Raw genomic sequence first — 25,664 nt, forward strand, 5'->3', positions numbered from 1 at the left:
GCCCTTCGGAGGGAAAATGAAAAGTTTCGGGTTCATCAAGCAGTGTTCCGCGTCGGTTTATACGGCGTGCGCAGCAATCGCAATCGCGGCAGGCCTGTTTGTCTCTGCAACCGGGGCGATGGCCGGTGACACGGTCACAATCGAAAACCTGACAGAGATGCGCGACGGCGACATGCGCAAGCTGAACTTCCACAGCGACCCAAAGAAAGTCTCCACCAATGCCTTCATTTCCGAGGATGGCGAGGACATCACACTTGACGCTTACGAAGGCAAAATCGTTTTGCTGAATTTCTGGGCCACATGGTGCGCGCCCTGCCGTCACGAAATGCCGATGCTCTCCGAACTTCAGACGCAACTTGGCGGTGACGCCTTTGAAGTTGTCACCATTGCCACAGGCCGCAACATGGTCCCCGCCATGAAAAAATTCTTCGAAGAGATCGGCGTCGACAATTTGCCACTCCACCGCGACCCCAAACAGAAGCTGGCCCGCGACATGGCAGTGCTTGGGCTGCCCGCAACGCTGATTATTGATGCGAATGGTCAAGAAATTGCGCGACTTCAAGGGGATGCGGACTGGTCGAGCGAAAATGCGCGTGCTATCGTCGCTGCGTTAATAATGATGAACACTCAGTAAATATCCGCAAGAGCGGACGCGCATACCCAAATGATCGACCGCATAATGCCTCTGTTGAAAACTTGCCTGATTTGCACGGTGGCCTTGTCCGCCGGAGTTGGTCATGCGCAGGGTATCAACGTCGAGAAAAAGAAAAGTCGCCTGCACGAATTAAGCAGTGTCAAACTGCGCGGAAATGCCAAGTCGAGTTTCAAAACGTTCAAACGCAAGGCCGACTTCTACGGAGTGTTCTACGCCAATCCGGCCGAAAACACCGCAGGGTATTACTACAACGCCAGTTCACTGGACGTCGCTGACGGCTATGCCCGTGCGGCCTGCGAAGCCAACTCCCGCAGCCCGTTTGGCTGTGTCCTCTACGCCCGCGTTCTTCCCAAGAAACACGACGCTTCCGCCACCGGTATCACCCTGTCTAGACAGGGCAACAAAGACTTTCGCGAATACCAACGCCTTCAGGATCCTGAGCGCTACGGCGCTTTCGCCCAAAGCGCTAATGGCGCTTCAGGTTTCAGTTGGGCCGAACACAGCCGCGACGCCGCCGAATCCGAGGCGCTGCGCCGATGCCAAAAAGCTGCCCGCAAACTGTGGCGAAAAATGCCGAAAGAGATGCGAACCGCCGCAACCGATCCCAGCAAACAAGCCTGTCAAATTGTGCATCGGTCCGGTTGACCCCACGCCACCTTTGACAAACACCACTCATAGAGGCTTCCTTTTGTCCGGAGGAGGACGACGGGCATGTCTTTGGAAATATTGCTCGCATTGGTGATCGGCGGCATCGCCGGCATTGCTGCGCTACTACATTTTCTGGGCCTGACAGCGCCCCATCGGTTCACTGACGAAGCCACGGCCGTGGCTGCCTGGGAGCGGGAGGTGCCCGAACTTCCGGCGACCAAGGTCTCGCTTTCCACTGATGCCCATGCAGCCCTGATCGCCTTTGATGGCGGGCACGGTATTGTCTGGAGCTTTGGGGACGACACAGTTGCCCGAATTCTCGGCGCCAATCAGCCCGAGGTCACACAAACCGGACTGCGGTTCACGTTTCCTGACTTTGGCTCTTCCAATCTCGATGTGCAGCTCGACGAAAAGACGCGCGCTGCTTGGCTCAAGCTGCTGGAGGCACAATGACCGACCAAATCACCTATCCGGATGTTGTGAAACTGGCTGTGCCCTTTTTCATCGTGGCGATTCTGATCGAACTTGCATGGATCGCAATCAAGGGACGCGGCGGGCGCTACGAAACCCGCGACGCTGTGACGTCATTGATCATGGGCGCCGGCAATGTGGCGTCCGGCATCATTCTGGGATTTATCGCCTACGGCTTCTTCATGGTTCTCTGGGAAATCACGCCGCTTGATCTGGGCAACAGCTGGTGGATCGTTCTGATTTGCTTCGTACTGGACGACCTGCGCTATTATTGGGTGCATCGCTTTGGCCACCGCATCCGTTGGGTTTGGGCCAGTCACGTCAATCACCACAGCTCGCAACACTACAATCTGACCACGGCCCTGCGCCAGACATGGACCGGCACATTCACGTTTATGATGGTGGTCCGGGCGCCTCTCATTCTTCTCGGGTTTCATCCGGCAATGGTGCTGTTTTGCGGCGGCGTGAACCTGATCTACCAGTTCTGGATTCACACCGAAGCGATCAACAAATTGCCACGCTGGTTCGAAGCAGTCATGAACACGCCCAGCCACCACCGCGCCCACCATGGCCGCAACGCCAGGTATCTCGACTGCAACTATGCAGGTGTCTTTATCATCTGGGACAAGATGTTTGGCACCTTTGTTCCTGAACAGGACAGTGATCGGGTCGACTATGGCCTTGTTCATAACCTTGGTACATTCAATCCGTTGCGTGTCGCATTCCATGAGTGGATCGGCATTTTCAAAGACATGACGCAGCGCGGCCTGACCCTTCGGGAACGCCTGATGTATGCCGTTGCGCCCCCGGGCTGGAGCCATGACGGAAGTCGGAAATCGTCTGATGAACTCAAGGAAGCGCACCTTGAACGTCACCCCGAAGATCGCGGCACCGCTGGCTTTTCCTGAGTTCGATCCAGGGCCTTGGTGAAGCAAAAGAAGAATGTGGCGATTTCTTGACTTCCGGTGCGCAAGACATACATTGATTCCGTAAGACAGCAGTAGGAGCGATCAGATGTTCGTTAAAGCCTCCACAATTCGTGATCTTGTTTCCCGTGCCATGGCGCACATGTCCGACTTGGTATCGGCGCTTGCTGTCACCTTTCACGGCCCCCAATTGGACGAGCGTGCCGTTCTGGTTCCGGTTCGTGTAGAGCGACGCGACCCGCGCCTGCCTCGCTAATTCCCAAGGGCATACCTAGAATTCTACTCGTTTTGCCGGCGCCCTCTATAGAGGACCGTTAAAGAAGGATTCACCCGTTCTCCGTTATTCTGCACGGACTTTCACCCGTTTTGCAGGATGTCGTGCATGGACCGCCCGAGGAAAAAGAAAAACCGCAAAGCCGCGATGAGCCGCGAGCAACGGAATCCGTTGACCTACGCTGTTAGCAGTCGCGATTCGTCCACGTTGGACATGGTCCGCGATGCGATCCGGCACAAACAGGTGATGCTGGCTTTCCAACCGGTGGTTCAATCAGGCAAAACCAAACACGCCGCCTACTTTGAAGGATTGCTGCGGGTTCTGGACGAAACCGGCCGCATTATTCCGGCCAAAGATTTCATCGACGCAATTGAGGACAGCGAACTCGGGCGACAGCTTGATGGTCTCGCTCTGGAACTTGGCCTCGAAACGCTGGCGGCCCAACCCAACCTGCGTCTTTCCATCAACATGTCAGCCCGCTCCATCGGCTACGCGCCTTGGATGCAAACACTTCAAAAAGGTCTGGCGCGCGGGGCGACCGTACCGGAACGCCTTATCCTTGAGATCTCCGAGAAATCCGTGACACAGGTACCCGACATCGTGCGCGGCTTTATGGAAGACCTGCAAATCAAAGGCATCTCTTTCGGACTAGATGACTACGGCTCGGGCCTGTCCTCCTTGCGCATTTTCCGCGACTTCGACTTTGACATCGTCAAGCTTGACGGTGGCTTCAGCCACAACATTGCCAACGACTCCGCCAATCAGGTACTCGCCGGCGCTGTTGCGGCCATTGCAGAGCGTTTTGACATGATCTCTGTCGCCAGCCGCATCGAAAGCCCCGCAGACGCGCAGACAATGCAGGAACTCGGGTTTGACTGCCTTCAGGGTTTTGCCTTTGGGGCACCGACCGTTTCTCCCCCCTGGACCAGAAAAAACCGCCATTCCTCCGCGGCGTAACGGGCTCTCCCCTCCGCTGAGACAAGCTGTCCGTTGCCGCAGTGCGGCAAATACGCTACTTACGTTGCGGAAAGGTGCGTCAGCACCTTGTTGGAGGGGCGTCGAGCGGTGATGCTGCGCCCGACACCAAGTGGAGGACTACCATATGACCAATGTCGTGATCGCTTCCGCAGCCCGCACCGCAGTGGGCAGCTTTAGCGGATCTTTCGCCAACACTCCGGCCCATGATCTGGGCGCCGCTGTGCTTGAGGCGCTTGTTGCCCGCGCAGGCGTGGAAAAGGCAGATGTATCTGAAACCATTCTCGGTCAGGTACTGACCGGCGGTCAGGGTCAAAACCCCGCGCGCCAAGCTCATATCAATGCCGGCCTTCCGCAAGAAAGCGCCGCTTGGGGCATCAATCAGGTGTGCGGCTCAGGTCTGCGCGCGGTTGCTCTCGCCGCACAGCACATTCAGTTGGGCGACGCCAGCATTGTTGCTGCGGGCGGACAAGAAAACATGACCCTGTCCCCTCACGTTGCGCACCTGCGCGCGGGTACCAAGATGGGCGATGTCAAATACATCGACTCCATGATCCGCGACGGTCTTTGGGATGCCTTCAACGGCTACCACATGGGCCAAACCGCCGAGAACGTCGCTGAGAAATGGCAAATCAGCCGCGAGCAGCAGGACGAATTTGCTGTCGCCTCGCAAAACAAAGCGGAAGCCGCTCAAAACGCAGGAAAATTTGACGATGAGGTGATCCCTTTCACCGTCAAAACCCGCAAAGGTGACATCATTGTGGACAAGGACGAATACATCCGTCACGGCGCCACCATGGCAGCCATGCAAAAGCTGCGCCCCGCTTTCGCGAAAGACGGCTCAGTGACCGCCGCAAACGCGTCCGGTCTGAATGACGGTGCCGCTGGCGCCCTCCTGATGTCTGCTGACGAAGCCGAAAAGCGCGGCATTGAACCGCTCGCACGGATTGCGTCTTACGCCACCGCCGGACTGGATCCGTCGATCATGGGTGTTGGTCCGATCTACGCCTCCCGCAAGGCGCTGGACAAGGCTGGTTGGTCCGCCGAAGAACTCGATCTTGTTGAGGCCAACGAAGCCTTCGCTGCGCAAGCTTGTGCCGTGAACAAGGACATGGGTTGGGATCCGGCCATCGTGAACGTGAACGGCGGCGCCATTGCCATCGGTCACCCGATTGGCGCATCCGGCGCGCGCATCCTGAACACACTTCTGTTTGAAATGAAGCGCCGCGACGCCAAAAAAGGCCTCGCAACGCTTTGCATCGGCGGCGGCATGGGTGTCGCTATGTGCCTTGAGCGCCCGTAACTCCGGCGCCCTGCACGTGATTCTGCATCGGGGCGCCCAATCGGGCGCCCCGATGCTGTTTTAGGGAGGCAATTTCGCACTAGCAGCATAAAAATATCTGCGGTGCGGCAATTCATCACGCAATTATGTTGCGTAGTGCGTTTATAGATCGTAACAGAATTACCAGACCATTTATCTAATTGGAGGGACCATCATGGCAAGAGTAGCACTCGTCACCGGCGGCAGCCGCGGTATCGGTGAAGCCATTTCCAAAGCACTCAAGGCCGAAGGCTACGAGGTTGCAGCCACCTATGCAGGCAACGACGAGAAAGCCGCGGCTTTCACAGCGGCCACTGGCATCAAAACCTACAAATGGAACGTCGCCGACTATGAGGCGTCCAAAGCAGGCCTCGCGCAAGTCGAAGCCGATCTTGGCCCGATTGACGTTGTGGTGGCCAACGCGGGCATCACCCGCGACGCGCCGTTCCACAAAATGACGCCAGAACAGTGGCACGAAGTCGTCGACACCAACCTGACCGGCGTTTTCAACACCGTACACCCGTTGTGGAACGGCATGCGCGAACGCAAGTTCGGCCGCGTCATCGTGATCTCCTCGATCAACGGTCAAAAAGGCCAGTTTGCTCAGGTGAACTATGCGGCAACAAAGGCAGGCGATCTCGGCATCGTCAAATCTCTGGCACAGGAAGGCGCCCGTGCTGGCATCACTGCCAACGCGATCTGCCCGGGCTACATCGCCACAGAGATGGTGATGGCGGTTCCAGAGAAAGTCCGCGACTCCATCATTGGCCAAATCCCGACAGGTCGTTTGGGTGAGCCTGAAGAAATCGCACGCTGCGTGACCTTCCTTGCCTCTGACGATGCCGGCTTCATCAATGGCTCGACGATCTCGGCCAACGGTGGTCAGTTCTTCGTTTGATCTTAACGGTCAGATTACAACCAACAAAAAGGGCCGGTCGCGCGACCGGCCCTTTCTTATATGTCCCGTAAGTGCCTAGCGACAGGCTCAGCGGGACGGCACCGTAAGGCCATAATCGGCCAGCGGTGTTTCGGATTTGCCAAACAGCCACTTGAGCATGCCGGCAAAGGCGCGGCCACGTTCTGCGTGGGCCTTTTGCATGGCTTTGGCGATGCGGGCATTTGTAGGAACTTCAATCATGGTCGCCTCCTCGGGCTGCTTGTTGTCAGTATTTCTTAACTGCAACCAATATGAACACTGCAATCAAAACCCACAAACGAGAGTTTTGACATCTTCACTTAAGTAATATTTAACTGAAGTCATGTCAGACCGCCTCCCTCCCCTCACCGCATTGCGGGCCTTTGACGCCGCTGCACGCCACATGTCCTTTGCCAAAGCGGCCGAGGAGTTGTTCGTCACGCCGGCGGCCCTGTCGTTTCAGATCAAATCGCTTGAGGAACATCTCGGCGCGCCGCTGTTTCACCGCCTTAACCGCGCCGTGACATTGACCGAAGCCGGAGAGGCGCTTGCCCCGGGCGCTCAGGAGGGCTTTCGCACACTCAATGCAGCGTGGCGAAGCGTCCAGCGATTAACCGACGATGCAACCTTGATGGTCACAGCAGGACCCGGCTTTACAGCCAAATGGCTGGCCCCAAGGTTTTTTGAATTTGCCCGTGCCCACCCCGAAATTGATCTGCGGTTCTCCGCCACACTGCGCAACGTGGATTTCGCCCGCGACGAAGTGGATGTGGCAATCCGCTTCGGGCTCGAAAAAGACGCTCCTGGACTTTGGACATATCCGCTAGCCCGCGAATGGGTGACGCCGGTAATGACGCCGGAGATCGCTAAGGAATTCCCGACACCGCAGTCTCTCGCCAAGGCCACGCTAATCCACGACGAATCCATCAATTTCCTCAGACCCCGTGCCGATTGGGCCGCATGGATTCGCATGATGGGGCTCGATTTTGACACATCACACGGCCCACGATTCTCTGGGGCGGACCACTCAATCGACGCAGCCCTCGCCGGTGCTGGCGTCGCTTTGGGCCGCCGCGCTCTGGTGGTGAAAGATCTGAACGAAGGCCGCCTTGTTGCGCCCTTCTCTCAAGCCATCAGCCTTCAGGCCCGATTCCGGTTTTTGTGCCTTCAAGGCGCGCAGGACCGGCCGCACATCGCAGCTTTCCGACATTGGATACTGGACGAAATCGCAAAAACCGCGCACATAACAGATGCCCTGACTTTGACGCCCATAGAGGACATCCCCCCAGCATGAGCCGATCTCGCGCCACATACATGGGTTTCATTGCCATTTTTCTGTGGTCATTGCTTGCGCTGTTCACGGTTGGCAGCGCCCCGACGCCGCCCCTGCTTTTGAACGCCATCTGTTTTGGCATCGGCGGAACTCTCGGCGTGGTCTGGGGAATGACGACAGGAAACCTGTCAGCCCTGCGCCAAGTTCCATGGCACGTTTACCTGCTTGGGACGATTGGCCTTTTTGGCTATCACGCGCTGTATTTCAGCGCATTGCGCAACGCGCCCGCCGCAGAGGCGGGGTTGATTGCCTATCTTTGGCCTCTCCTGATTGTATTGCTATCCGGTCTTTTGCCTGGCGAGCGCCTGCGCAGCGGCCACCTGATCGGCGCTGGTCTTGGTTTGTCCGGTGCTGCCCTGATTATCCTCGGCGGCGGAAGCGGATTTGATCCGGCACATATCAAAGGCTATCTGCTGGCGATTGCCTGCGCCCTGACATGGTCTGTCTATTCGGTTGGGTCGCGGCGCTTTGGCGATATCCCAACCGCCTCTGTCATCGTGTTCTGTCTCGCCTCCGCGATTTTGTCCGCGGGACTGCATCTGATGCTTGAGGACACAGTCTGGCCGCAAGGCGCTATGGGCTGGGCCTCCACAATCGCACTGGGGCTCGGCCCCGTCGGCCTTGCCTTTTATGTCTGGGATATCGGTGTCAAACGCGGGGACATACAGCTCTTGGGGACAGCCTCCTACGCGGCGCCGTTGCTGTCTACTTTGGCCCTTGTCGCGGCCGGTTTTGCCGCGCCAACATGGAAGCTGGCGCTGGCAGCCGTTTTAATCACCGCAGGGGCGATTTGCGCCGCATTTGCCAGCATCAAAGCTGACCGGTAAACCTCGTCGCGGCGAGCTTAATTTACACTGATAGACGCGTAATCTCTTCCTTGAGCTTAAGCTTTTGCTTCTTCATTTCGGCGATATCCTGATCGCTGGACCCCGGTGAACGCTGCTCCGCTTCCACTTGCTCAGAAAGTGCTTCGTGCTTGCGTTTCAGTTCTTCCAGGTGTGCGCTTACGCTCATGTCGTCTCTCCTATCAAAACAAAAACTGTAATTTGATTGCAGCACAGAATCCGGCTTCTGTCACGTCCGACTTGCATCGCTTTTGCGACAACAGCAATTTACCGCTGACCGCAATCTGCCACATCTCGCAACTCAGAAGTGTCGCGCATATGCGCAACCAGTCGGAATCGCACACTTTTAGAAAACAACAGCCTTTTGCCGCACATTGGCACCGGTCCTTGGGTCGCGCCAGCCGGCTTAGGTGATCTCCAACGCAGCCCCGTTGCGCAGGACAGCGCGAATCCGTGCTGTATAGCTATCCGCGTCCGACTCATGGTGTGTGCCCTCATGCATCACAACCGGCGCAGACAAGCGAAAATCAGATCGCCCTCCCTTGCGCGCACGGATCAAAACCAAGCCGGCATCACGGCTTACTCGCGCCTGCAATGGTGTGACCTGCACAGACCCCAACCGGCCGGAGAACGCCGCCAAAAGACCAGGCAGCCGCTCCGCACGGTGAATGAAGCTTGCAAACCCCTTGGGCTTGAGCCGCCGTGCGGCCACATCCACCCAATCGTCAAGCGGCGTGTCCTCACCCATGGCAACCTCGCGGCCCGAATCCTGCGCCCGCGTGCTTGCTGCGCGGTCGAAATACGGCGGATTGGCGATCACGTGGTCAAACTGGCGGTCTCGCAAACTCGCAGGCATGTCGCTTAGATCGCCGGTCACGATATCCGCCTCAATTCCGTTCAGCGCAGCATTCTGCCGTGCCAAATCTGCATAACCCTGCTGCACCTCGATCGCACTCAAAGTCAGATCCGGCACGCGACGCGCCAGACAAAAAAGCGCGGTCCCGACACCGCAGCCCAATTCCAGCACAGACTGCCCGTCCTTCGCAGGCACCGATGCCGCCAACAATACCGGATCCACCCCAGCGCGGTATCCTTTCGCCGGTTGACGTAAAATCAGTTGCCCACCCAAAAAGGCGTTTTCGGTGAACGCGCTCACCGGGTCCGCCCCAAGGCGATTCCGTTGTCCGCCATCACAGCTTCCGCCTGATCAAGGTCTTGTCCAAGAACCATCAACCGTCTTGGCAAAATACCAATACTGCCTTCCAGCACGCTCATATTTACGTCCATTTCAAAGCAGTCTATACCCTCTCCTTGAAGAAGGGCGGAGGCAAAGGCGATGATCGTCGGGTCGTTGCTGCGCAAAAGCTCTTTCATATGAAGGATGTAAGTGCAGGGCTGCGGTGTTGTCGACCCTCGCCACAAAAAGTTGAGCCGGGAAAGCGCCATATGGGTCTGGATACTATCACCAGCAAACCTCACGAAGCCCTCGCCGAACTGCTTGCGGACGACATGTCCGCGGTAAACGGCCTGATCGAAGATCGCATGGCCTCAGAACATGCCCCACGCATACCCGAAGTCACTGCGCACCTCGTTGGCGCCGGCGGCAAACGGCTTCGCCCCATGCTGACGCTCGCCGCCGCGCGGTTGTGTGGCTATGAAGGTCCGTTTCATATTCACTTGGCCGCAACCGTGGAGTTTATCCATACCGCGACTTTGCTGCATGATGACGTTGTCGACGAGAGCGCCCAACGGCGCGGACGTCCGACCGCGAACCTGCTTTGGGACAACAAAAGCTCGGTTCTTGTGGGGGATTACCTGTTTTCCCGCAGTTTCCAGCTGATGACGGAAACCGGCAACATTGATGTGTTGCGGATCCTGTCAAACGCCTCCGCGACCATCGCCGAAGGCGAAGTGCTGCAACTGACCGCAGCGACGGATTTGAAAACCACCGAAGGCATTTACCTTCAGGTTGTGCGCGGCAAAACAGCGGCGCTCTTCTCTGCGGCAACCGAAGTTGGCGGCGTGATCGCCGGGGCGGATGCCGACAATGTCCAAGCCCTGTTTGACTACGGCGACGCGCTTGGCATCGCCTTCCAGATTGCAGACGACTTGCTGGATTACCAGGGCGACAGCGCCCAAACCGGCAAGAACGTCGGCGATGATTTCCGCGAGCGCAAACTGACGCTTCCTGTGATCAAAGCGGTGGCTCAAGCCACGGACGAAGAACGCGCGTTCTGGATACGCACCATCGAGAAAGGCCGTCAGGAAGAAGGCGATCTGGACCATGCTATGGCCCTGATGGACAAATATGGCACCCTTGCCGCAACCCGCGACGATGCGCTCGACTGGGCCGCAAAAGCCAAGTCCGCGATCTCCCGCCTGCCGGACCATGAGATTCGCGCGCTGCTAGGTGGTATTGCCGATTATGTGGTCGCCCGCCTGAATTGATCGCGTTTGTGAGCTATCGAAACTTTACGCCGCAGTCTTCGGTTGGAACAATCCACCACTTCGGGAAATCGCGGCGCAGCTGGGCCAATGCCTGATCGCGCAGTGCGACAGTTTTGAAGATGCCAAAGCACGTCGCACCCGAGCCGGACATACGTGCCAGCAGACACCCGCGGCTCAGGCGAAGCTCGTCCAGGCATGCCCCAATCACAGGCTCGATCGCAATTGCCGGCGCTTCCAAATCATTGCGCTGTTCCGCAAGCCACGACACCGCCACATCGTCTTGAGACCAATCAGGAAACGCCTCTGGCATTGCGGAATTATTCTTATTGGGAAGTGCTTTGAATACCTTGGGGGTTGGCACGTCCACGCGCGGATTGACCAAAATCATCGGCCAATCGCACCCTGTACTCAGTCGGCTGATCTGCTCTCCGATTCCTGCCATTCTTGTCAAATCAGGTTCAAGGCAGACCGGCACATCCGCACCGAGTTTCAATATCTCTTCCCCCGAAGGAATTGGAATATTGTATAACGTTGTCAAGGCTCTCAGCGCGGCAGCGGCATCTGATGAACCGCCGCCGACCCCCGCGGCAGCAGGTAAGTGCTTTTCTAGCGTGATCTTGGCTTTTACTCCAAGTAGCTCGGCGGCTTGAAAAACAAGATTGCGGTGATCTGTTGGTGCTCCCGCAGCAAACGGTCCGACCACAGTGACAGTCGTTTCATCCGCCGCTTGGACCGTGATCTTGTCGCCCACATCCGCAAACATCACCAAAGAATCAAGCAGATGATAGCCATCCGCCCGTTGTCCCGTCACATGAAGCGTTAAATTGACCTTTGCAGGCGCAAAGGCTTCAGCCGTCCGAGCCATCGACCACTTTCAAAGGTTCAGACCCTTCTTCCTGCAAAACCGCATCCAGGCCGATCTCAAGCTTGCGGCGGATCCGGTCCGGCTTGGCCTCTTCGGCGGTCTCTTCATCCACAAAACTCAAAGCACGGCGCCACTGGAACTGTGCCTCAAGTTTGCGTCCCACCGCCCAGAAACTGTCGCCCAAATGATCATTGACCACCGGATCAACCGGCATCAATTCAGCGGCCCGCTCCATCTGCACAACGGCCTCTTCATAGCGACCAAGGCGGAAAAGAACCCAACCAAGGCTGTCTATGATATACCCGCTGTCAGGGCGCGCAGCGACCGCACGTTCGATCATATCCAGCGCTTCATCCAGCTTGATCTGCTTTTCGACCAGCGAATACCCGAGATAGTTCAGAACCTGAGGCTGCTCGGGGTTGAGCTCCAGCGCCTTGCGGAAATCCGCCTCGGCCTGCTCCCAATTGTCGAGCCGCTCATGGGAAATTCCGCGGGCGTAAAACAGGAACCACTGGTGTTGCTCCAGCGACTCAAATATCTCGATCGACGTGTCATAGGCGGCCACCGCGTTCTCAAAGTCGCGTTCTTGGCGATGCAAATCCCCCAAGGCCGAATGCACATAGGGCAAGTCGCCCTGACTGCGCGCCAGTTGTTCCAAAACTTCGATTGCCGCTTCGGTTTTGCCGGATTCACGTAACGCCTCCGCACGCCCCATTTCGGCTGCGTGGAACGACGGGTGGTCCGCGGGCACCCGTTTGTAGGCCTGCGAGGCCAATTCGTACTGATTGAGCGTTTCCAACAGCTCCGCCGTCATCAGGATCGCTTCAATGTGATCGGGCCTAAGGCTTTCCGCCACTCGTGAATACAGCAGGGTATAATCCGCGCTGGCTTCATTCTGCAACGCGCTGCCGATGGTGTAATACACCTCCGCAATCCCATCCTGCGCGCCGCGCACGTGGGTGAATGGCAATTGCTCCCCGGCCTTTAAAGCCGCCTGCATCTGGCGCAACTCCGGATCAAGATCGGCGCCAAACACCTCATCCAACAACGCCAGAGCATCAGTGTTGCGCTCCAACTGACTCAGCACTTCGACTTCTGCCATGACACCGCGCCGCGTGCGTTGCAGCCCGTTTTCTGCGCCATTGGCAAAAATCTTGTCCGCGCCCTCAAAATCGCCAACAGAAGCAAGGGCCAAGGCCCTGTGATATGCGGCAAAACCGGAAAGGCCGGGCTCAGCCGCCACGGCATCAAAGGCGTTAAGTGCTTCGGACATGTCGCCTCGTCCGATCTGGGCCCAAGCCTTCATCAAACCATCAACCAACGGCCCGATGCCGCTCGCCTCCAATCGTTCCAAAACGTCGGAATACTGCCCGTCTTTCACCATGCCCGAGGTGATGACCATCTCGGCAATCTGGCTTTGGAAACCTTCTCCGTCCAGCTTGCGCGCAATCGGCATCGCCCGTTCGATCTGCCCCAGCGCCATAAAGGCCAGCACTGCGTTTTCCAAAAGCCCGGGGTTAGAGGGATCGCGCATCAACGCTTCGGAATAATACCGCGCCGAATTGGTGTAATCGCTGCCATAGCTCGCCTGCCGCGCTGCCAGATACGGGCCGGCAAAACTGTCGGCAACCGCAGGAAGCGCCAATGCGGCCACCAGCGCTGAAACGGCGACCGAGCGGAAAAAACGATGTGCCACAGGCAACTCCCTTTTCAAATCATCAAGGAAGGGTAGTCCGCGCTCTTCAGACACGCAATGGGGCGACCCGCAGGCCGCCCCATCTTTTTCGTCAAATCTTTGCGACCACCGATCACATGTTCGGATAGTTCGGCCCGTCGCCGCCCTGCGGCGTGGTCCATGTGATGTTCTGGCTGGGGTCTTTGATGTCGCAGGTTTTGCAGTGAACGCAGTTCTGGAAGTTCACAACAAAGCGCGGCTCGTTGCCTTCCTCCTCGACCACTTCGTAAACACCGGCGGGGCAATATCGCTGTGCCGGCTCTGCGAATTTCGGCAGGTTGACCGAGATCGGCTTGTCGGGGTCGGCCAGACGCAAATGGCACGGCTGGCTTTCCTCGTGGTTGGTCATCGAGAAGCTGACGTTGGTCAGGCGGTCAAAAGACAGCTTGCCATCGGGCTTGGGATAATCGATCGGCTTGTGCTTGCTGGCTTCTTCGGTCGCCTCGGCGTCGTTTTTGCCATGCTTGAGTGTGCCAAAGAGCGAGAAGCCGCCGGTAAGGGTCTGGAACCACATATCAAAACCACCCAGCGCCAGAGACGCGGTGAGGCCCCACTTGGACCACATCGGTTTAACGTTGCGCACCTTCTTGAGGTCTTTGCCGATGGCGCCGCCACGCACGTCCTCTTCGTAGGGGGTCAGCTCATCACCGGACCGCTCCGCCTTGATCGCATCAAACGCCGCCTCGGCCGCTGCCTTGCCCGAAAGCATTGCGTTGTGGTTGCCCTTGATCCGCGGCACGTTGACCATGCCCGCAGAACAGCCAAGCAATGCCACGCCAGGCGCAACAAGCTTCGGCATCGACTGATACCCGCCTTCGGTGATCGCCCGTGCGCCATAGGCCACGCGCTTGCCGCCTTCCAGCAGTTCCGCAATCATCGGATGATGCTTGAAGCGCTGGAATTCCATATAGGGGAACAGATGCGGGTTCTTGTAGTTCAGATGCACCACAAAGCCGACATACACCTGATTGTTCTCCAGGTGATAGACAAAGGAGCCGCCGCCAGCGTTGGAGTTCAGCGGCCAACCCATAGTGTGGGTGACAGTGCCTTCCTTGTGCTTGGCTGGGTCTATCTCCCAGATTTCCTTCATGCCGACGCCGTATTTCTGCGGCTCTTTACCGGCCTGCAGGTCATACTTTTCGATCACTTCCTTGGACAGCGAACCGCGCACGCCTTCCCCGAGGAACACATATTTGCCGTGCAGTTCCATGCCCGGCTCGGTGTTCGGGCCATAGGAGCCGTCCTCCTCAAGACCAAAGACACCGGCAACCACGCCTTTGACTTCGCCGTTATCGCCGTAAACCAGCTCGGAACACGCCATACCCGGGAAGATTTCAACGCCCAGTTCTTCAGCCTGCTCCGCCATCCAGCGACACACGTTGCCCATAGAGACAATGTAGTTGCCGTGGTTGTTCATCAGCGGCGGCATCGGGAAGTTCGGCACACGGATCTCGCCCGCCTCGCCAAGCATGTAGAAATTGTCTTCGTTCACCGGCGTATTGAGCGGCGCGCCTTTTTCTTTCCAATCCGGAATCAGCGCATCAAGTCCGCAAGGATCAAGCACCGCGCCCGACAGGATGTGCGCCCCGACTTCGGATCCTTTTTCGAGAACCACCACATTGAGGTCCGCATCCAACTGTTTCAGACGGATCGCCGCCGACAGGCCCGCGGGGCCTGCACCGACGATGACAACGTCATATTCCATGGCTTCGCGTTCGATTTCCGACATTGGCTTCCCTTCCCGGATCGCTGGCGTAATATTGTTTCGCAGTTGCTAGCCTGAGTTTTACGCTTCGGTCAATCGGAACCCAACGACATTTCATCGGAAAACGACATGTTTCGCTGCGGCACAGCATAATTGTGCCCTCATCACGCTCTGCTCTTGCATTTCAAGAGCGCCTTGGGGCAAGTTGCGCCACATGTTTTACGAATGACCCGCCCCCGCGTGCGTTTGCCGGGGCCAATAACCAACGGGACTGCCTCATGGACAAACTACCGATGACCCGCGCCGGCTATGCGGCGCTCGAAACAGAATTGAAGCAGCTCAAGACCGTTGAACGCCCGGCGATCATCGAAGCCATTGCCTCCGCGCGGGAACTTGGCGACCTTAAGGAAAACGCCGAGTATCACTCCGCACGCGAAAAGCAGGGCTTTATCGAAGGCCGCATCAAAGAACTCGAAGGCGTGATCGGTCTCGCCGAGGTCATCGACCCGACAAGCTTGTCCGGATCCATCAAGTTCGGCGCCACAGTCGCCTTGGTCGATGAAGACACCGACGAGGAAAAGACATGGCAGATCGTCGGTGAACACGAAGCCAACGTCGAAAACGGGCTCCTGAACATCAAATCACCTCTGGCGCGCGCGCTGATTGGCAAAGACGAAGGTGACAGCGTCGAAGTCCGCACTCCGGGTGGCGAAAAAAGCTACGAAGTTCTGTCTATCGTTTTCAAATGAGCCAAGCCAACGGTCAAAAAAAAGGGACAGAGGACCGCGACGGCAAGTCAACTCCTCTGGGCATCTACGACAAACCACGCGTGCCGGCTGTCACCGGCATCGAGGTGATTGCCGTCGGGCTAAGCTTTGTCTGGCTCACGGCCGCGGTGGTGTTTTTTCTGGTTCTAGACCCCAACGCTTTGGGTCAGGTGGACAACCTGCGCTTCATCATGACGTTGCTCGCGGTCTTTATGCCCGTCGCGATGATCTGGGTCGCGGCCACCGCCGCACGCTCAGCGCGTGTTGTGCGCGAAGAAAGCGCCCGCCTTCAAGCCGCCATCGACGGCATGCGCCGCACCTATGTGGCGCAATCCCGCGGCGCCCAGATCCAAGGAACTTCAGAACCCTCTGTGGCCCGAAAGCTCGACGAAATCGCTGCGGCCACCCGCAAGACAGAAACCGCACTGGCGACGTTTTCCAGCAGCCGCGACCGCGACACCGGCATTCGCAAACCCGCAGAGAAAACCCAAACGGCAAGCAGCGAAAATCAAGGGCTTTTGGAGTTGGGGACACCAGCCGAAGATCTCGGGCCGCCGCTGTCACGCGACGATTTCATTTCCGCTCTGAACTTTCCGGAAAACGCCGATGATGCGGTGGGCTTCGCAGCCCTGCGCAAAGCGCTCAAGGACCGAAAGGCCGCGCATCTTATTCAGGCCAGCCAAGACATTCTCACGCTTCTCAGTCAGGACGGGATCTATATGGACGATCTGCGTCCTGATCTGGCACGCCCCGAGGTCTGGCGCCATTTCGCCGCCGGAGACCGTGGCCGCTCGATCGCTGCGCTTGGTGGCGTACGCGACCGCAGCTCTCTGGCCTTGGCGGCCGGACGCATGAAACAGGATCCGATCTTCCGCGACGCCGCGCATCACTTTTTGCGCCGTTTCGACAAAAGCTTTGTTGAGTTTGAGGAAACCGCCACAGACGCGGAAATCGCACGGCTTGCCGACACACGCACCGCGCGGGCTTTCATGTTGCTGGGCCGTGTTGCCGGTATTTTTGACTGATCCAAGAAGGGGGCGAACCCGTTTGCCCCAAAGGTACTTTTGCCGGAAAGAAAGCGCCTAAAGGCCAAAGGACGCGTAGCTGTAAAACGCCACGGGTGTGCCCGGCTCAATGTCCTGAGCCTCATCCGGCAACTCGACCAGCCCCTCAGCCCAGCTCAGACCGCTGATCCGGCCAGACCCTTCGGAGGCAAACACTTCGACCGCGCCGTTTTGCAGGCGGGCGCGTAGGTATTCACGGCGACCGGCCTTTTTGCGTTTGCCAAACTGCGCGGGCAACATAAGCGGCGTGGGCATCTGCCAACCTTCACCAGCCAGCGCGCCCATAGCCGGACGCGCAAACACCAGCGTGCACACCATGGCCGCCACCGGATTTCCCGGCAGACCGAACACCGGCTTGCGGTTCCACATACCGAGTGCCAAAGGGCGACCCGGCTTTATGGCCAACCGCCACAGCGTCATGGCTCCGCTTTCATTTAACAAGGCTGACAAGTGGTCCTCATCCCCAGCGGATGCGCCTCCCGAGGTCAAAATCAAATCCGCATCTTGCGCTGCCTGATCCAGCATCGCCCGAAGCTGATCCCGATCATCCGGCGCACGCCCCGCGTCCACAGGCTCAAACCCGAACTGTTCTATCATCGCCAGAAGCATTGGGCGATTGGCGTCAAAAATCTGATCTGCCCGCGCTTGCTCCCCAGGTTGTGCCAACTCGTCGCCGGTAGACAAAACCGCCACCCGCAACCTTTTGCGCACCGACAGCTCTGACATGCCAGTCGCCGCCGCAAGGGCCAGATCGGCTGGCGTCAGCCGCCGCCCCGCAGGCAGGATTACGTCGCCCGCGTTCACATCCTCTCCGGCGCGCCGGATATTGGCGCCTGACTTAAGGCCTCCGTGAAAAGCGATTTGCGCGCCGTCCGTTGTCACGTCTTCCTGAAGGATGACGGTGTCCACGCCATCGGGGACAGTGGCGCCCGTCAAAATGCGGATGGCGTGGCCCTCCGGCAACTGACCATGATAAGGCGCCCCAGCCGCAGATCGGCCATCCACCAGCGGCAAGCTGTTTGGCCCCTCGGTTGTGTCCGCAAGGCGCAGCCCATATCCGTCAACCGCCGAATTGGGCTGCGGCGGATTGGAACGTTGCGCGAAAGCATTTTCGGCCAAAACCCGATCCAGCGCAGCGTCCAGCGCCACTGTCTCGCTGCCGACCACGACCGACAACCGCGCCCGCAGCATGTCATGCGCCTCCGAGACCGGAGTCCAATGGGTGCCGGGCGGCAAAGAAAAACAGTCGTTCGTCAATGGCGGTGGCGCCAGCGGCTCAGACATCGCCTCCTCCCTCCGCCAAGGCAGGCATCAAACCCACCTCGGACAAGACAAAATCCGCGATGGACCCTGTGTCGTCCAAGTCAAAAACCACCCGATCACTGTCCAGTGTCACGTCCGCCGCAATCGCCTTGATCGTGGCGTCTTCCGGCGCAATCAGCGGATTACCGGTGGCCTGTCGAAAGGCCTCCACCTTCGGGTGCGCGTCGCGTTTGTAGCCCTCCACAAGAACCAGATCGACCGGCGCAAGCTTGGACAAAAGCAACTCCAGCGGCGGCTCTGCCTCTTGCGCAAGTTCATGCATCAAAGCCCAGCGCGCACCGGAAGCCAAAAGAACTTCGCGCGCACCCGCCGTGCGATGCCGGTGGCTGTCTTTGCCGGGTTGATCCACGTCGAAACTGTGGTGCGCGTGTTTGACCGTCGACACCGAGAACCCACGCCCCGTAATTTCGGACACGAGCCGTTCCATCAGTCCGGTTTTGCCGGCGTTCTTCCAACCGACAACGCCATAAATCCGCTGTGTCATTCTGCCCCCACCATCTGCCGGGCCTTGCTCAGGTCGTCGGCGGTATTCACATTAAAAAACGGATCGCCACCTTCGGTGGAAAATTCCGCCAGCCGCCCGTCATGCGGGTCGGTCCACAGCACCACTTTGCGCAAACCACCGTCAAGCGCACGGCGCAAATCGTCGCGCAGCGCCACCGGCCAGATGCCAAAGGTCGGATGTCGGATCAAGCCCGAGCGCGACATGGATTTTGTTTCTTCGCCCTCACCGCGCGGCGTGGCTGCCAGAGCCAGCCGATGCGTCGTGCCTTCGGTCGCTAGCAACAGACGCGGCACCAGATCACAGGGGAAGAACGGCGTGTCCGCCGCGGCTGTGACAATCGTCTCAGCACCTCGCTCTGCTGCCCAATCAAGTCCCGCCAGCACACCCGCCAAAGGCCCTGCAAACCCATCCACATCATCCGCGACCACCGGCAAGCCCAGATCTGCAAACCGAGCTGCGTCGCCATTGGCATTCAGCGCCACTTCCGCCACCTGCGGCTCAAGCCGGTCGATCACATGCTGCAAAATGGAGCGCTCCCCGAGCTTCAATCGCCCTTTGTCGCCCCCGCCCATGCGCGTGGCCTGTCCGCCCGCAAGGATCACACCCAGAGGCTGCTTCATTGCGGTGCTCCCTTGCGCCGGTGTTTCTTATCCTCTTCGCGCACCGTAGCCGGATCAATGTCCCGCAGCAGCCGCTCCTCACCACTCAGACAAACAAACCTCTGCCCGCGCATGCGGCCAATCAGCGTCAGGCCGACCTGCTGCGCGATCTCCACACCCCAAGCTGTAAATCCGGACCGCGACGCCAGCACCGGAATGCCCATCATCGCGGTTTTGATCACCATCTCACTGGTCAGACGGCCCGTGGTGTAAAGCACCTTATCGCCCGCATCCGCGCCTTCCTGAAACATCCAGCCCGCGATCTTGTCGACCGCATTATGCCGTCCCACGTCTTCCATATAGACCAACGGCCGATTTCCCTGACACAGAACCGTGCCGTGGATGGCACCCGCCTCCAGATACAACGACGGTGTACGGTTGATCTTATGCGCCAGCGCATAAAGCTCCGATGTGCGCACCTGCGCGTTCGGCAACTCAACACCCTCCAGCCCCTCCATCATATCGCCAAAAACCGTGCCCACTGCGCAGCCGCTGGTGCGGGTCTTTTTCGCCAGCTTTTCCTCGTGGTTGGTTTCCTGCGCCGTGCGCACCACCACAACCTCAAGCTCCTCGTCATACTGAACGCCGGTGACGTCATCATCGGGCATCAACATGCCCTGATTGAGCAAAAATCCCAGGGCCAGATATTCGGGGTAGTCGCCAATTGTCATCGCGGTGACGATTTCCCGACTGTTGAGATAGATCGTCAGCGGACGTTCTTCGACAACCGAAATTGTCGCCTCGTTGCCGTCGTGATCCCGTCCGGTCACACGCCGCGTCAAACGCACGGCCGAGGGATCAGGCGCAATAAGGTAATCCTTGGCAAGGTCTTCGTCATTCAATGCAATAACCTCCGGGCAGTCACAGAAAACTTAGTCCGGTTTCCCCAAAGTGACCACCGGTGAATCTTCGTTCATTGCATCCCGTGAAAACCCGCGCTACGGCTTGGCGAACCATTAATCTGTTTATCATTTTGCGGATCACCATGACGTCCTACTATGATCGTTCCTCCTACTTGCGCGGCGTCCGCGACGGGCTGCCATTCATTCTGGTGGTCTCACCTTTTGCGCTGTTGTTCGGCGTTGTGGCCACCGAGGCTGGTCTTACCGTGTTTGAAACGCTGACATTTTCCGCCGTAGTGATTGCCGGAGCCGCCCAGTTCACGGCATTGCAACTGATGAATGACAATGCTCCGACACTGGTGGTCATCCTCTCGGCTCTGGCGGTGAATCTGCGCATGGCGATGTATTCCGCCTCGCTGACCCCTCATCTGGGCCCGCTCCCGTTCTGGCGGCGTGCTTTTGTGGCGTATACGTTGGTTGATCAAAGCTACGCTCTCAGCACGCTGGAATTCGAAAAACGCCCCGACATGACATTGGCCGAAAAGACGTCCTACTTTTTCGGTGTCATCACCCCCGTCCTGCCAAACTGGTATCTTTGGTCTCTGGTCGGAGCCATGGTCGGGCAGTCCATTCCGCCCGCGCTGGCGCTGGATTTTGCCGTCCCGATCACCTTCCTTGCGATGATCGGCCCTATGCTGCGCACCGGCGCTCATGTCGCTGCCGCGTTTGTTTCGGTGGCCTGTGCGATCGGGTTTGCCTTCTTACCATGGAACCTTGGCCTGATGGTTGCAGGTATTGCCGGCATGGTGACAGGCGCTCAGGTGGAACTCTGGATGGTGCGCCATGCCGCCAAAGGAGACGCGCAATGATCGACAAAAGCGATCTTTGGATCATCATCTTCGCAATGGGCATTGGCAGCTTTGGTCTGCGCTTTCTGTTTCTCGGCCTCGTCGGAGACCGCGCAATGCCTGAATGGGTGCTCCGTCACTTGCGCTATACGGCCGTCGCCGTCCTGCCAGGGCTGGTTGCGCCGCTGGTTCTTTGGCCTGCCGCAACAAATGGCCAGCCAGACCCTGCGCGCCTGATGGCGGCTTTGGTGACACTTGCGGTGGGGTATTTCACGAAAAACGTCCTCGCCGCGATCTTTTCAGGCGCGGGGACACTATTTCTCGGTCTCTATTTTTTGGGCTGACGCAACCGCGACGATCAGTTCGTCGGCTTGACGGGCTGCTCTTCGTATTGCGGCGTGAATGTTGCCAATACTTTGGACTTGTCGTCGTCGTCATACTCAAACAAGCGTTCATAAGTCGCGCCCTTGGCCGCGAAATACTCTTCCAGTTTGATCGGGAACAGTGTCGATGGGGCATCTTCAAACCCCGGCAATGAGCGCAACACTTGCGATGTGGACTGTGCGCATTGCGATTCCAGCACCGGGCCCAAAGATTGCGCTTTGCGAAACGCCATTTCCGCCACCTGCGGGCTCACGTCAATGGATTGCACCACAACATGATATGTCTCACGAGCGTGAAAACGGGTGTACTGATCGACCATCCATGGCGTCATGCCATAGACCACGTCGTTTTTGGCCACGATGGCCCCTTCCTTACGGAAAGAGCCTGCCGGATCAAACGCCACCCGTTCAGACGCGTTAATCAAAAGCGACGTATGCGCGCCTTGTCCGGTCCGGTTGGAGCGCATCGTATAAAGCGTCAGGCGGGTTGGGCCATCATGCACATAGCGCGACGCCGCAACCGCCGCGTCCGCCGAGTTTTCCTTGACCGGATTGCGCACGGTACAAGCCGACAATGACACCACAGCCGCAACGATAGCACACACACGCAAAACCGATTTCATGACGCTTTTCCCGCGATCAGCTGTTGAACAGCGCCAAGAAGATCAGCACACCAATGGAAAATACCGATACGCGGATCGACCATTTGATAAAGCCCGCAAATGCCTCTTCCTGAACCTTGATGTCCATCGAGCCGTGTTCATTTTCCGCCATAGTCGCGTTCCCTCTTGTTCGCTGCGCCTGATGCAAATTCAGGCACTCAATTCCCTCGGATCAGACTGCCCTGATCCCAACCTTTTTGGTTGAATACCTGATTCAATCCGGCCTGTCACCACGACAATGACGCACAGGCCTATGAGGCTTCCAGGCCCTGCGCCAAGCGAAAGCCGATACGTGCCGCCTCTGTCGTTTCTGCCGGTTTCGGCAAAGCCCGCAACATCACATTAAGCTGGCTCACATGCTGCACCAGTTGGGTTTTGATGCCGTTGCTGTCGCTGCCGTAAAACGTGACGATATCGGGGTCAAAGAATCCCATACCCTCAATGCGCAACACACCAACCTCGCCACCGGTGAACCCCATCGCGATTTCGTGGTCGCTATCCAGTTGCTTTTCAAAGTTCTGGATATACATCACCAGCCGCTCATAGGCCCATTCCGCAGGGCTTTTTTGGGCCACTGGCTTCTGGCTCACCCCGTCCGGCACTTCCACCTGTGTGGCGTCCGGATCCGTGTGAACTTCGTGCAAACGCGGAAGCGCCGCCGCCTCAACTGCTTCGGCGGTGGTTTTGATCTCGTCATTCATACTTAGGGCCTTTTAGTCGATACGTTGCCACAAATAGGCGCCGTCATCCCGAACCGTGCGCCGTGCAATGCCAACATGGTAAAGATGGTTGAGATGCGCAAGCGCCTCCACCAGAGCCAGACCATAGGCCCCGCCCTCGATGTTGCGCTTGAACAGCGGCAAGAAGCACTCCGCCGCAGTCTTTGGCGTGTCCAGATGATCCCGCAGGCGGTTCAAGGCCCCGTGATGGTTCTCGATCAACTGCCGCATCCGCATCGGCGCGCCGGTAAAGGGCAGCTTGTGCCCCCCCAGAATCAATTGATCATCCCGCGCCAAAAGCGACAGGCGCTCACAAGCCTCAAGCCAGTCCGCGACCGGATCAGCCTCCGGTTCTGTGGCGTACACACCGATATTGGAACTGATCGACGGCAAAATCTGATCGCCTGAAAGAACCAGATTGTCGCTGCGGCTCCAGAACGTTGCATGCTCGGGCGCATGGCCGTTGCCGATATGCACATCCCAGACGCGCCCGCCCATTTCGATCACATCGCCCTGTTTGATGCGCTTGAACCCCAAAGGCATCGGGGCCACCACATCGGCAAAATTGAACGGCCGCTCGGTAGCACGCTCCTGATAGATCGCCTCGTCCATGCCGCAGCTGCGATAAAAATCCAGTGTTTCTTGACGCGGCACCGCCTGCTCATCAAGCTGCAACATCCGCGCAAACAGCCACGCCGTGCGCGTCGTCCAAAGGCTCGCGCCATGCTCGGACTGGAACCAACCCGCGAGACCCACATGATCCGGGTGGTGATGCGTGACCACAACGCGGCCAACAGGTTTGCCCTTCAGCGGACCGGCCAAAAGGCCGCCCCACATGGCGCGACCTTTCTTGCTGTCAAAACCTGTGTCGACGATGGTCCAGTGATCGCCCTCATCAAGCGCATAGACATTCACATGGTCCAACGCCATCGGCAGTGGCAGACGTATCCACAGAACCCCCTCAGCCACCTCAATGGCCTCACCTGCTGCAGGAGGGGTCTCCCATGGATATCTGATACCTACTGCCGATCCGTCGCTCATTAAGCGGCTCCCAAGTCTTCCGCGCTCAGCGCATAAATTCCGGCTGCACCCTGCATGGCCTGCTCCAGAAGTCCGGAGTGTTCCGGCAGCAACCTGTTGATATAAAACGCCGCAAGCTTGCTGCGCGCACCTTCTCCACCTTCCGCAATTGCCGCTTTCAGATGGAAATACCCGCCCAATACACGGGCAAAACCGATCAGGAACGGCACAGATCCGGCAAACCGCTCGTTCATGTCGCTCTGCGCAACCATCCATTCGGTGGCTTCTCGCAGAGTCTCCGTGGCCTGCCAAAGCGGCTCGGCCAGTTCGGACATGCTCTCGCGTACCTTCTCGGCGCAATCTTCGATCTCATCAAGGATGGCATAGGCCGCGTCACCGCCATCCATCAGCTTGCGACCCACAAGGTCCATCGCCTGAATGCCGTTGGTGCCTTCATAAATCGCGGTCACACGCACATCGCGGCTGAACTGCGCCGCGCCTGTTTCCTCGATAAAGCCCATGCCGCCATGCACTTGCACACCCTGATGGGCCACATCCATGCCGACTTCTGTGCCAAAGGATTTCGCAATCGGCGTGAGGAACGCCGCGCGGGCTTTCCAGTCTTTGTCACCTGTTGCGGTGTTCATGTCGATCGCCACTGCGCAGGACATCTCGATCGCACGAGCCGCAAAAATGTCGGCCTTCATGCCCGCCAGCATGCGGCGCACGTCGGCGTGATCCAGAATGGTGCCGGTGCCATCGCCCACAGGAGTACGGCCCTGCTTGCGGTCCAAGGCATAGCCCAGCGCATGCTGAAACGCCGCCTCGGCCGCGCCAACACCCTGACCACCAACGCCCAGACGCGCATTGTTCATCATGGTGAACATGCACTTCATGCCGTCATGTTTTTCGCCCACAAGCCAGCCCTTGGCGCCATCAAATTGCATCACTGCTGTTGGAGACCCGTGCAGACCGAGCTTGTGCTCGAGGCTGACCACACCCAGCGTGTTCGCGACACCTGGCTTGCCATTCTCGTCGGGCAGCAGCTTGGGAACAATAAACAGGCTGATGCCTTTGGTGCCGGAAACACCATCTGGAAGGCGTGCCAACACAAGGTGACAGACGTTTTCGGTGATGTCGTTATCACCCCAGCTGATAAAGATTTTCTGGCCCGTCACCGCATAGCTGCCGTCGCCATTCGGCTCAGCCTTGGACTTCAACGCACCAACGTCAGAACCGGCAGACGGCTCGGTCAGGTTCATCGTGCCTGACCACTCACCGGAAATCAGCTTGGGCAGGTAAAGGTCTTTGATCTCATCAGAGGCATGGTGCTCCAACGCTTCGATCTGGCCCTGCGTCATCAGCGGCGCAAGTTGCAGCGACAGACATCCCGCAGCCATCATTTCGTTCACAGCAGTGGTGATCGAATGCGGCAAACCCATGCCGCCGTATTCGGGATCCGCACTGGTGGAAATCCACCCGCCCTCGGCAATTTTCTGATAGGCCTCCTTGAAGCCCGGCGAAGTGCGCACCTTGCCGTTTTCCAAAACGGCGCCCTCAAGGTCACTTCCACGGTTCACAGGGGCCATGACTTCCTCGACCATTTTGCCGGCTTCCAGCAAAATGGCATCAGTGGTTTCCTTGTCGGCATCTGCGAACCGCTCGGTGGCGGTCACGCTTGCAAAGTCCACGACATGATCGAAGAGGAACTGAAAATCGGTTACTGGGGCGCGAAACGGCATGAAAATCTCCGGC

At 58.2% G+C, this 25,664-nt stretch carries 31 protein-coding genes; 15 read left to right on the forward strand and 16 right to left on the reverse strand.

Going from position 1 to position 25,664, the window contains the following annotated elements; all coding sequences use genetic code 11:
* Window positions 1-16 precede the first annotated feature (16 nt).
* The 8 genes from BM069_RS07555 (at window position 17) to phbB (ending at window position 6,168) form a co-directional block, all read left to right on the forward strand.
* A complete protein-coding gene (locus tag BM069_RS07555) occupies window positions 17-634 on the forward strand; it encodes a TlpA family protein disulfide reductase (RefSeq protein WP_425288669.1) in 618 nt (205 codons plus the stop codon).
* Between the two features lie 30 nt (window positions 635-664).
* The gene (locus BM069_RS07560; RefSeq protein WP_093322429.1) at window positions 665-1,300 is read left to right on the forward strand and encodes a hypothetical protein; all 636 of its coding nucleotides are present in this window, start codon (window positions 665-667) and stop codon (window positions 1,298-1,300) included.
* 66 nt (window positions 1,301-1,366) lie between these two features.
* Window positions 1,367-1,756, forward strand: a complete 390-nt coding sequence (locus tag BM069_RS07565; RefSeq protein WP_093322432.1) for a hypothetical protein — start codon at window positions 1,367-1,369, stop codon at window positions 1,754-1,756.
* A complete protein-coding gene (locus BM069_RS07570; RefSeq protein WP_093322436.1) occupies window positions 1,753-2,682 on the forward strand; it encodes a sterol desaturase family protein in 930 nt (309 codons plus the stop codon). The genes BM069_RS07565 and BM069_RS07570 overlap by 4 nt, the downstream gene beginning before the upstream one ends.
* A gap of 106 nt (window positions 2,683-2,788) precedes the next feature.
* Entirely contained in the window at window positions 2,789-2,956 is a 168-nt protein-coding gene (locus BM069_RS19815) for a hypothetical protein (RefSeq protein WP_170846700.1), read from the forward strand.
* A 126-nt stretch (window positions 2,957-3,082) separates the two neighbouring features.
* Window positions 3,083-3,931, forward strand: coding sequence for an EAL domain-containing protein (locus BM069_RS07575; RefSeq protein ID WP_093322438.1), 849 nt, complete (start codon window positions 3,083-3,085; stop codon window positions 3,929-3,931).
* A gap of 145 nt (window positions 3,932-4,076) precedes the next feature.
* Entirely contained in the window at window positions 4,077-5,252 is a 1,176-nt protein-coding gene (locus BM069_RS07580; RefSeq protein WP_093322441.1) for an acetyl-CoA C-acetyltransferase, read from the forward strand.
* Window positions 5,253-5,445: 193 nt separating this feature from the next.
* On the forward strand, window positions 5,446-6,168 hold the full coding sequence (phbB, locus tag BM069_RS07585) for an acetoacetyl-CoA reductase (protein ID WP_093322444.1): 723 nt from the start codon (window positions 5,446-5,448) through the stop codon (window positions 6,166-6,168).
* An 87-nt stretch (window positions 6,169-6,255) separates the two neighbouring features.
* Here phbB and BM069_RS19820 read toward each other — a convergent pair whose 3' ends face one another.
* The gene (locus tag BM069_RS19820; protein ID WP_170846701.1) at window positions 6,256-6,408 is read right to left on the reverse strand and encodes a hypothetical protein; all 153 of its coding nucleotides are present in this window, start codon (window positions 6,406-6,408) and stop codon (window positions 6,256-6,258) included.
* A gap of 121 nt (window positions 6,409-6,529) precedes the next feature.
* Here BM069_RS19820 and gcvA point away from each other — a divergent pair, with 121 nt between their 5' ends.
* Together gcvA and yddG are read left to right on the forward strand one after the other, a co-directional pair.
* The gene (gene gcvA / locus BM069_RS07590) at window positions 6,530-7,480 is read left to right on the forward strand and encodes a transcriptional regulator GcvA (protein ID WP_093322446.1); all 951 of its coding nucleotides are present in this window, start codon (window positions 6,530-6,532) and stop codon (window positions 7,478-7,480) included.
* Window positions 7,477-8,346: an aromatic amino acid exporter YddG gene (gene yddG / locus BM069_RS07595; protein WP_093322449.1), complete on the forward strand. Its 870-nt coding sequence runs from the start codon at window positions 7,477-7,479 to the stop codon at window positions 8,344-8,346. Before gcvA ends, yddG begins: the two co-directional genes overlap by 4 nt.
* Window positions 8,347-8,368: 22 nt before the next feature.
* Here yddG and BM069_RS07600 read toward each other — a convergent pair whose 3' ends face one another.
* From BM069_RS07600 to BM069_RS07610, 3 genes are all read right to left on the reverse strand, one after another.
* Window positions 8,369-8,533 (reverse strand): YdcH family protein, encoded by a 165-nt coding sequence (locus BM069_RS07600; RefSeq protein ID WP_093322451.1) that lies wholly within the window; start codon window positions 8,531-8,533, stop codon window positions 8,369-8,371.
* Between the two features lie 237 nt (window positions 8,534-8,770).
* Window positions 8,771-9,520, reverse strand: a complete 750-nt coding sequence (locus tag BM069_RS07605; protein WP_093322454.1) for a tRNA1(Val) (adenine(37)-N6)-methyltransferase — start codon at window positions 9,518-9,520, stop codon at window positions 8,771-8,773.
* Window positions 9,517-9,738: a putative signal transducing protein gene (locus BM069_RS07610; protein ID WP_093322849.1), complete on the reverse strand. Its 222-nt coding sequence runs from the start codon at window positions 9,736-9,738 to the stop codon at window positions 9,517-9,519. The genes BM069_RS07605 and BM069_RS07610 overlap by 4 nt, the downstream gene beginning before the upstream one ends.
* A 72-nt stretch (window positions 9,739-9,810) precedes the next feature.
* Between BM069_RS07610 and BM069_RS07615 the strand changes: the two genes are divergently transcribed.
* On the forward strand, window positions 9,811-10,812 hold the full coding sequence (locus tag BM069_RS07615; protein ID WP_093322457.1) for a polyprenyl synthetase family protein: 1,002 nt from the start codon (window positions 9,811-9,813) through the stop codon (window positions 10,810-10,812).
* A gap of 13 nt (window positions 10,813-10,825) precedes the next feature.
* Here BM069_RS07615 and BM069_RS07620 read toward each other — a convergent pair whose 3' ends face one another.
* The 3 genes from BM069_RS07620 to BM069_RS07630 form a co-directional block, all read right to left on the reverse strand.
* Window positions 10,826-11,677, reverse strand: a complete 852-nt coding sequence (locus BM069_RS07620; RefSeq protein ID WP_093322459.1) for a 4-(cytidine 5'-diphospho)-2-C-methyl-D-erythritol kinase — start codon at window positions 11,675-11,677, stop codon at window positions 10,826-10,828.
* Complete coding sequence (locus BM069_RS07625) at window positions 11,661-13,373, reverse strand: tetratricopeptide repeat protein (RefSeq protein ID WP_093322851.1); 1,713 nt, start codon at window positions 13,371-13,373, stop codon at window positions 11,661-11,663. The genes BM069_RS07620 and BM069_RS07625 overlap by 17 nt, the downstream gene beginning before the upstream one ends.
* Before the next feature lie 112 nt (window positions 13,374-13,485).
* Window positions 13,486-15,141: an electron transfer flavoprotein-ubiquinone oxidoreductase gene (locus BM069_RS07630; RefSeq protein WP_093322462.1), complete on the reverse strand. Its 1,656-nt coding sequence runs from the start codon at window positions 15,139-15,141 to the stop codon at window positions 13,486-13,488.
* 254 nt (window positions 15,142-15,395) lie between these two features.
* Between BM069_RS07630 and greA the strand changes: the two genes are divergently transcribed.
* Window positions 15,396-15,866 (forward strand): transcription elongation factor GreA, encoded by a 471-nt coding sequence (greA, locus tag BM069_RS07635; protein WP_093322465.1) that lies wholly within the window; start codon window positions 15,396-15,398, stop codon window positions 15,864-15,866.
* Window positions 15,863-16,909: a hypothetical protein gene (locus tag BM069_RS07640; RefSeq protein WP_093322468.1), complete on the forward strand. Its 1,047-nt coding sequence runs from the start codon at window positions 15,863-15,865 to the stop codon at window positions 16,907-16,909. The genes greA and BM069_RS07640 overlap by 4 nt, the downstream gene beginning before the upstream one ends.
* A 57-nt stretch (window positions 16,910-16,966) precedes the next feature.
* Here the strand turns inward: BM069_RS07640 and BM069_RS07645 are convergent, their stop codons facing one another.
* From BM069_RS07645 to fdhD, 4 genes are read right to left on the reverse strand one after another with little or no spacing between them, the layout of a single operon-like run.
* On the reverse strand, window positions 16,967-18,232 hold the full coding sequence (locus tag BM069_RS07645) for a molybdenum cofactor synthesis domain-containing protein (RefSeq protein WP_093322471.1): 1,266 nt from the start codon (window positions 18,230-18,232) through the stop codon (window positions 16,967-16,969).
* Complete coding sequence (gene mobB, locus BM069_RS07650) at window positions 18,225-18,755, reverse strand: molybdopterin-guanine dinucleotide biosynthesis protein B (RefSeq protein ID WP_093322474.1); 531 nt, start codon at window positions 18,753-18,755, stop codon at window positions 18,225-18,227. The genes BM069_RS07645 and mobB overlap by 8 nt, the downstream gene beginning before the upstream one ends.
* A complete protein-coding gene (gene mobA / locus BM069_RS07655; RefSeq protein WP_093322477.1) occupies window positions 18,752-19,396 on the reverse strand; it encodes a molybdenum cofactor guanylyltransferase MobA in 645 nt (214 codons plus the stop codon). Before mobA ends, mobB begins: the two co-directional genes overlap by 4 nt.
* On the reverse strand, window positions 19,393-20,283 hold the full coding sequence (fdhD, locus tag BM069_RS07660; protein WP_425288672.1) for a formate dehydrogenase accessory sulfurtransferase FdhD: 891 nt from the start codon (window positions 20,281-20,283) through the stop codon (window positions 19,393-19,395). Before fdhD ends, mobA begins: the two co-directional genes overlap by 4 nt.
* Window positions 20,284-20,420: 137 nt before the next feature.
* Here fdhD and BM069_RS07665 point away from each other — a divergent pair, with 137 nt between their 5' ends.
* Both BM069_RS07665 and BM069_RS07670 read left to right on the forward strand, forming a co-directional pair.
* Complete coding sequence (locus BM069_RS07665) at window positions 20,421-21,146, forward strand: AzlC family ABC transporter permease (RefSeq protein WP_093322482.1); 726 nt, start codon at window positions 20,421-20,423, stop codon at window positions 21,144-21,146.
* Complete coding sequence (locus BM069_RS07670; RefSeq protein ID WP_093322485.1) at window positions 21,143-21,469, forward strand: AzlD domain-containing protein; 327 nt, start codon at window positions 21,143-21,145, stop codon at window positions 21,467-21,469. The genes BM069_RS07665 and BM069_RS07670 overlap by 4 nt, the downstream gene beginning before the upstream one ends.
* Before the next feature lie 14 nt (window positions 21,470-21,483).
* Here the strand turns inward: BM069_RS07670 and BM069_RS07675 are convergent, their stop codons facing one another.
* The 5 genes from BM069_RS07675 to BM069_RS07695 form a co-directional block, all read right to left on the reverse strand.
* The gene (locus BM069_RS07675; protein WP_244503560.1) at window positions 21,484-22,131 is read right to left on the reverse strand and encodes a hypothetical protein; all 648 of its coding nucleotides are present in this window, start codon (window positions 22,129-22,131) and stop codon (window positions 21,484-21,486) included.
* 16 nt (window positions 22,132-22,147) lie between these two features.
* The gene (locus BM069_RS07680) at window positions 22,148-22,282 is read right to left on the reverse strand and encodes an aa3-type cytochrome c oxidase subunit IV (RefSeq protein ID WP_093322488.1); all 135 of its coding nucleotides are present in this window, start codon (window positions 22,280-22,282) and stop codon (window positions 22,148-22,150) included.
* Window positions 22,283-22,421: 139 nt separating this feature from the next.
* Complete coding sequence (locus BM069_RS07685; RefSeq protein ID WP_093322490.1) at window positions 22,422-22,871, reverse strand: DUF6173 family protein; 450 nt, start codon at window positions 22,869-22,871, stop codon at window positions 22,422-22,424.
* A 12-nt stretch (window positions 22,872-22,883) separates the two neighbouring features.
* Window positions 22,884-23,930: an MBL fold metallo-hydrolase gene (locus tag BM069_RS07690; protein WP_093322493.1), complete on the reverse strand. Its 1,047-nt coding sequence runs from the start codon at window positions 23,928-23,930 to the stop codon at window positions 22,884-22,886.
* Entirely contained in the window at window positions 23,930-25,651 is a 1,722-nt protein-coding gene (locus BM069_RS07695; RefSeq protein WP_093322854.1) for an acyl-CoA dehydrogenase, read from the reverse strand. The genes BM069_RS07690 and BM069_RS07695 overlap by 1 nt, the downstream gene beginning before the upstream one ends.
* Window positions 25,652-25,664 lie beyond the last annotated feature (13 nt).

The sequence above is a fragment of the Shimia haliotis genome (assembly GCF_900114415.1).
In the GTDB taxonomy this organism is placed as follows: Bacteria; Pseudomonadota; Alphaproteobacteria; order Rhodobacterales; family Rhodobacteraceae; genus Shimia; species Shimia haliotis.